The sequence below is a fragment of the Enterobacter sp. Bisph1 genome, from assembly GCF_000814905.1.
Lineage (GTDB): Bacteria > Pseudomonadota > Gammaproteobacteria > Enterobacterales > Enterobacteriaceae > Kosakonia.
On record NZ_JXAG01000011.1, the window covers coordinates 1 to 6035 of the forward strand.

The 6035-nt window shown below is 51.0% G+C and carries 5 protein-coding genes, 4 tRNA genes and 1 rRNA gene; 8 read left to right on the forward strand and 2 right to left on the reverse strand.

From position 1 onward, the window contains the following. Positions 1–129: 129 nt before the first annotated feature. The 3 genes from rrf to birA all read left to right on the forward strand — a co-directional run bounded on the left by rrf (position 130) and on the right by birA (position 2369). A 5S ribosomal RNA gene (rrf, locus tag RW65_RS00145) occupies positions 130–245 on the forward strand. 136 nt (positions 246–381) lie between these two features. Next, positions 382–1410, forward strand: a complete 1029-nt coding sequence (gene murB / locus RW65_RS00150) for a UDP-N-acetylmuramate dehydrogenase (protein WP_039054657.1) — start codon at positions 382–384, stop codon at positions 1408–1410. Then, entirely contained in the window at positions 1407–2369 is a 963-nt protein-coding gene (birA, locus tag RW65_RS00155; RefSeq protein WP_039054658.1) for a bifunctional biotin--[acetyl-CoA-carboxylase] ligase/biotin operon repressor BirA, read from the forward strand. Before murB ends, birA begins: the two co-directional genes overlap by 4 nt. A gap of 31 nt (positions 2370–2400) precedes the next feature. Here the strand turns inward: birA and coaA are convergent, their stop codons facing one another. Together coaA and RW65_RS00165 are read right to left on the reverse strand one after the other, a co-directional pair. Continuing rightward, a complete protein-coding gene (gene coaA, locus RW65_RS00160; RefSeq protein ID WP_039054659.1) occupies positions 2401–3351 on the reverse strand; it encodes a type I pantothenate kinase in 951 nt (316 codons plus the stop codon). A gap of 204 nt (positions 3352–3555) precedes the next feature. Next, the gene (locus RW65_RS00165) at positions 3556–4104 is read right to left on the reverse strand and encodes a GNAT family N-acetyltransferase (RefSeq protein ID WP_039054660.1); all 549 of its coding nucleotides are present in this window, start codon (positions 4102–4104) and stop codon (positions 3556–3558) included. 338 nt (positions 4105–4442) lie between these two features. Here RW65_RS00165 and RW65_RS00170 point away from each other — a divergent pair. The 5 genes from RW65_RS00170 to tuf all read left to right on the forward strand — a co-directional run. Further along, a tRNA-Thr gene (locus RW65_RS00170) sits at positions 4443–4518 on the forward strand. 8 nt (positions 4519–4526) lie between these two features. After that, positions 4527–4611 (forward strand) — tRNA-Tyr (locus RW65_RS00175). 112 nt (positions 4612–4723) lie between these two features. After that, positions 4724–4798: transfer RNA gene (locus RW65_RS00180), tRNA-Gly, on the forward strand. A 6-nt stretch (positions 4799–4804) separates the two neighbouring features. Further along, positions 4805–4880 (forward strand) — tRNA-Thr (locus RW65_RS00185). 112 nt (positions 4881–4992) lie between these two features. Continuing rightward, positions 4993–6035 (forward strand): elongation factor Tu (tuf, locus tag RW65_RS00190; RefSeq protein WP_039054661.1); only part of this gene is annotated, 1043 nt, incomplete at its 3' end.

The window sequence follows — 6035 nt, forward strand, 5'->3', positions numbered from 1 at the left end:
GATTTTGCGCCGGGACAAGGCGGCAAGTGACGTGACGGAAGGAGCATACTGAAGTATGTGACTGACGCTCACGAACGCAGCCAACGCCGTAGCGGTGCAAAAGACACAGGACAGAGCACAAAGAATTTGCCTGGCGGCAACAGCGCGGTGGTCCCACCTGACCCCATGCCGAACTCAGAAGTGAAACGCCGTAGCGCCGATGGTAGTGTGGGGTCTCCCCATGCGAGAGTAGGGAACTGCCAGGCATCAAACAAGCAGAAGGCCATCCTGACGGATGGCCTTTTTGCGTTTCTTCCGCCGCGATAAACCCCACCAAACACCACAAGCGCTCGTCTTACGGATGCGGTAAACTAGCCGTGTTTTTGCATCAGGAAAGCGCGAATGAATCTCTCCCTTAAGCCATGGAATACCTTTGGTATTGATCGCCAGGCTCAACACATCGTCTGTGCCGAAAATACGCAACAGCTGCTCACGGCCTGGCAGTCTGCGATGCGCAACCAGCAACCCGTCCTGATCCTTGGAGAGGGCAGCAACGTGCTGTTTTTGGAAGATTTTTCCGGAACTGTCATTATCAACCGTATTAAAGGCATTGATATTCAGGAAGAAGCCGATGCATGGCTTCTGCATGTCGGCGCGGGGGAGAACTGGCATAACCTTGTGCAGTTGACGCTGGAAAAAGGCCTGCCGGGTCTCGAAAACCTGGCGCTCATACCCGGATGCGTAGGCTCTTCACCCATCCAAAATATTGGAGCCTATGGCGTAGAGTTGCAGCGTGTCTGCAATTATGTCGATTGTGTAGAACTTAACAGCGGTAAGCCGCTACGCTTATCCAACGAAGCCTGCCGTTTCGGTTATCGTGACAGTATCTTTAAGCACGAATATCAGAACCGCTATGCCATTACCGCCGTTGGTTTGCGTTTAGCAAAAGCATGGCAACCGGTTCTGGACTATGGTGATTTAACCCGGCTCGATCCCGCCAGCGTAACGCCACAACAGGTATTCGATACTGTTTGCAAAATGCGCACCAGTAAATTGCCGGATCCAAAAGTGAACGGCAACGCAGGTAGCTTCTTCAAAAATCCGGTCATTACCGCTGAACAAGCCAGCCTGCTGCTCGCACAGTTTCCCCAGGCGCCACATTATCCGCAGCAGGATGGTTCCATGAAATTAGCCGCAGGATGGCTTATCGATCAATGCCAGCTAAAAGGTACAACGCTCGGCGGCGCTGCCGTACATGATTTACAGGCCTTAGTGCTGATTAATACCGGGCAAGCGACCAGCGAAGATGTGGTGCGCCTTGCCCATCTTGTTCGCCAGCGTGTAGGTGAGAAATTTGCTATCTGGCTGGAACCGGAAGTGCGCTTTATTGGCCGTGCCGGTGAGGTGAATGCGGTAGAGACGATTGCATGAAAGACAATACGGTTCCATTGACGCTCATCTCCCTTCTGGCGGATGGCGAATTTCATTCTGGCGAGCAGCTTGGCGAGCGCTTAGGTATGAGCCGCGCCGCTATCAATAAACACATCCAGACGTTACGTGACTGGGGTGTGGATGTCTTTACCGTGCCTGGAAAGGGTTACAGCTTACCTGAGCCTATTCAGTTGCTGGATGAAAACCTTATCCGTAGCCAAGTTGTACAAGGCTCTGTTGCGGTACTGCCGGTCATTGATTCCACCAACCAGTATCTATTGGATCGCCTGAGCGATTTACGTTCCGGCGACGCATGTGTGGCTGAATATCAACAGGCTGGACGTGGGCGACGCGGGCGCAAATGGATCTCCCCGTTCGGTGCTAATCTCTATATTTCAATGTACTGGCGCCTTGAGCAAGGTCCTGCGGCAGCGGTTGGTTTGAGTCTGGTTATCGGTATTGTTATGGCCGAAGTGCTCCGTGATTTAGGCGCCGAACACGTTCGGGTTAAATGGCCGAATGACCTTTATCTACAGGATCGAAAACTTGCCGGTATCCTCGTCGAACTTACCGGTAAAACCGGTGATGCTGCGCAGATTGTCATCGGTGCCGGCGTTAATCTTGTGATGCGTAAAGCGCAGGCCCAGGATATCAGCCAGAGCTGGATTAACCTACAGGAAGCCGGGGTACGCATCGATCGTAACCAGCTAGCGTCACGGTTAATCATCGAGCTTCGCGCCGCGTTGCAGATTTTTGAGCAGGAAGGGCTAACGCCTTTCCTTTCGCGCTGGGAAACGCTGGATAACTTTATTAACCGTCCGGTTAAATTGATCATTGGCGAAAAAGAGATATTCGGTATTTCGCGTGGCATCGATTCGCAAGGGGCTTTGTTGCTGGAACAAGACGGTGTGATTAAACCCTGGGTTGGGGGAGAGATATCACTGCGTAGCGCAGAATAATGCAAAGGGAGCCAGGCGGCTCCCTCCAGGCTTATTTTCTCAGCCGAACTTGTTCTACTGCGTGGTTAGCGCTCTTTGTCATAATCAGGCTCGCGCGTTCGCGCGTGGGCAGGATATTCTCTTTAAGATTTAATCCATTAATTTCTTTCCACAAAGACAGTGCAATCTCTACGGCTTCTTTTTCAGACAATTTAGCGTAATTGTGGAAATAAGAATCAGGATTGGTAAACGCGCCTTCGCGGAACTTCAAAAAACGGTTCACATACCAGTTCTGCAAAAGGTCTTCCGGCGCATCAACATAAATCGAAAAATCCACAAAGTCAGAAACAAATACATGATGCGGATCGTGCGGATAATCCATGCCGCTTTGTAAAACATTCAGCCCTTCAAGAATTAAAATATCCGGCTGTGCGATGGTTTTATCACCATCGGGGATAACATCATAAATAAGATGTGAATAAACCGGAGCGGTGACGTTCGTCACGCCGGATTTAATATCGGAGACGAACTGCACAAGGCGGTGCATATCATAAGATTGCGGAAAGCCTTTTTTCTTCATCAATCCCCGATCTTTTAACACCTGATTGGGATGCAAAAAACCATCGGTAGTGATGAGTTCGACACGGCGATGTTCCGGCCAGCGGCTGAGCAATGCCTGCAAGACGCGAGCGGTGGTACTTTTACCTACCGCGACGCTTCCGGCAATACTAATGATATAGGGAATCCGCTGCCCATTGGTGCCGAGAAATTGTTCAAGTACTGCTTGTCGACGCAGGTTCGAACTGATGTAGAAATTGAGTAAACGAGAAAGGGGTAGGTATATTTCAGCGACTTCTTCCAGAGAAAGGTCTTCATTAATACCTTTTAATCTCGCAATCTCGCCTTCGGTCAGCGTCATTGGCACAGAGTCACGCAGCGCAGCCCACTGGCTGCGATTAAACTGTAAGTAGGGCGTCATTAACGTTTGCTCTTTTTTACTCATAAGCTTTTATTAGCCTGCCATTATCACTCGCTGCGTTAGCGTCATGTAAGCAGCGAGGCAGAGACATTGTCGATAATGCTATGGCACGACGTTATTGAAATTAAGTGGGAACAATGGGCAGGAGATTAACACCAGATAACGGGGAATAATATGAAAAAACGCGCCGAGGTGATGCATACCGCAGAGTGCATCACGCTCCACACGTTAACTGGCAATAGAACGAACCGTCTGATTTACCGCGAATAAACGTTTAAAGAATATCGCGGCTGGATGGTAATAACCGTCTGAAGAACCCAGAAAATCCGGCATTTCGCCGAGGCAACGATAGCCCTGCGACCGGTAAAACGCTTCACCGACAGAACCCGCCTGTACTTCAAGGGACAATAAACCCCGCTGACGTGTCCAGGCCGTCTTCTCAACTTCAGTAAGCAACTTTTTGCCAATCCCCGTGCGGCGAGCGCGGCGATGTACCAATAATAATTTGATATTCCCCCGGTTAAGCGCTTCAGATTGTAGTGGCAGCTGCAGGCTAATACAGCCCACCACGCCTTGCTCATCGCGCGCGATCCACAGCAGCCGCTCGCCTTTCTCCAGTTCGCTGCGTAAAGCATAAAAGAGGCTTTCCGCTTCTTGCCGGCTAATTGTGCGTGGATAGCCCAGCGACGCGCCGCTATGCAGTGCATCAAGTAGTAAGTGGGCAAGCTCCGGATAATAGACCGGCAGGGTGGCTGCGTTTAACAAGACAATCTTCATAAGCGTCTCTCCGGTGAGGCTGTGTTAATCACAATGCAATTTGTGATCCATTTCACGGTTTCGTACTAACGCTTACGAAGGAGCATCACCGGAGGCATTTCTGTGCACTGTAATAAGGACTCTGCACTGCGCAAGGGCGCGAAAGTGATGCATCCGTGCAGGCATAAAAATGAGCAAAGGCCTCTGCAAATTGCAAAAAAGGGTGTTTTTTTCCACGATGTTGCATGAAATTACAGCGTTTCTTCGTGCTGTCGTGCAAAATGTGAGCGATAGAGCGTTTTGTGCAATTTTTTTGTTGCATCAATTCCCGTGTCTCCCTAGAATGCGCGCTACTTGATGCCGACTTAGCTCAGTAGGTAGAGCAACTGACTTGTAATCAGTAGGTCACCAGTTCGATTCCGGTAGTCGGCACCATCAAGTCCGGTGGGGTTCCCGAGCGGCCAAAGGGAGCAGACTGTAAATCTGCCGTCACAGACTTCGAAGGTTCGAATCCTTCCCCCACCACCATTTTCGGTTACGCTAAAACGTAACCTGAGTTGGTGTCAGTAGTGAATCAGCTCTTAGGGAGAGAATCTTCTCCCGACAATACAGAAAGTACTGGGTAGCCGAGTTTCAGGATGCGGGCATCGTATAATGGCTATTACCTCAGCCTTCCAAGCTGATGATGCGGGTTCGATTCCCGCTGCCCGCTCCAAGACGTGCTGATATGGCTCAGTTGGTAGAGCGCACCCTTGGTAAGGGTGAGGTCCCCAGTTCGACTCTGGGTATCAGCACCACTTCACTTCTCCTCCCTGGTTTCTCTCTGTTATTAGCATTCAACGAGTCGGGCGTGTTGCCTGGTTGATGTGGTGATATCACCGATTTATCCGTGTCTTAGAGGGACAATCGATGTCTAAAGAAAAGTTTGAACGTACAAAACCGCACGTTAACGTCGGTACTATCGGCCACGTTGACCATGGTAAAACAACGCTGACTGCTGCAATCACTACCGTTCTGGCAAAAACCTACGGTGGTTCTGCTCGCGCATTCGACCAGATCGATAACGCGCCGGAAGAAAAAGCACGTGGTATCACCATCAACACGTCTCACGTTGAATATGACACCCCGTCTCGCCACTACGCACACGTAGACTGCCCGGGCCACGCCGACTATGTTAAAAACATGATCACCGGTGCTGCGCAGATGGACGGCGCGATCCTGGTTGTTGCTGCGACTGACGGCCCGATGCCGCAGACTCGTGAGCACATCCTGCTGGGTCGTCAGGTAGGCGTTCCGTACATCATCGTGTTCCTGAACAAATGCGACATGGTTGATGACGAAGAGCTGCTGGAACTGGTTGAGATGGAAGTTCGTGAACTGCTGTCTCAGTACGATTTCCCGGGCGACGACACCCCGATCGTACGTGGTTCTGCTCTGAAAGCGCTGGAAGGCGACGCTGAGTGGGAAGCGAAAATCATCGAACTGGCTGGTCACCTGGACTCTTACATCCCGGAACCGGAACGTGCGATTGACAAGCCGTTCCTGCTGCCGATCGAAGACGTATTCTCCATCTCCGGTCGTGGTACCGTTGTTACCGGTCGTGTAGAGCGCGGTATCATCAAGGTTGGTGAAGAAGTTGAAATCGTTGGTATCAAAGATACCGCGAAATCAACCTGTACCGGCGTTGAAATGTTCCGCAAACTGCTGGACGAAGGCCGTGCTGGTGAGAACGTTGGTGTTCTGCTGCGTGGTATCAAACGTGAAGAAATCGAACGTGGTCAGGTACTGGCTAAGCCGGGTTCCATCAAGCCGCACACCAAATTCGAATCTGAAGTGTACATCCTGTCCAAAGACGAAGGCGGCCGTCATACTCCGTTCTTCAAAGGCTACCGTCCGCAGTTCTACTTCCGTACAACTGACGTGACTGGCACCATCGAACTGCCGGAAGGCGT